At 46.8% G+C, this 462-nt stretch carries 1 protein-coding gene; it reads left to right on the top strand.

Features of this window, described 5'->3' with window-relative positions:
• Positions 1-17: 17 nt before the first annotated feature.
• A partial coding sequence (rnc, locus tag QWI17_RS09130; RefSeq protein WP_368045336.1) for a ribonuclease III occupies positions 18-462 on the top strand: 445 nt, incomplete at its 3' end.

Raw genomic sequence — 462 nt, forward strand, 5'->3', positions numbered from 1 at the left:
TATGAAGTGATTATCCGTTGATTATAAAGCCTGCTACAGACCTGGCGAAAAAGCTGGGTTATAAGTTTAACGATGAAAGCAAGATTGAACTGGCGCTGACTCATCGTAGTCATGGAAAGCGTAATAATGAACGTCTTGAGTTTCTGGGCGATTCGATTCTCAATTTTGTGATCGCCGAAGCGCTCTATCTTCGTTTCCCTGAAGCGAAAGAGGGGCAGCTAAGCCGATTACGGGCGCTACTGGTTAAAGGGGAAACTCTTGCTGAGCTGGCAAGAGAGATGAAACTGGGAGACTATCTCAGACTGGGCTCCGGTGAATTGAAAAGCGGTGGTTTCCGCCGTGATTCTATACTGGCTGATACCGTTGAAGCTATCATTGGTGCGATCTATCTCGATAGCGATATGGAATGTTGTCGTCCCTATATTCTTAGCTGGTATCAGACTCGTCTCGAACAGACCTCGC

The sequence above is a fragment of the Gilvimarinus gilvus genome (genome assembly GCF_030518155.1).
Lineage (GTDB): Bacteria > Pseudomonadota > Gammaproteobacteria > Pseudomonadales > Cellvibrionaceae > Gilvimarinus > Gilvimarinus gilvus.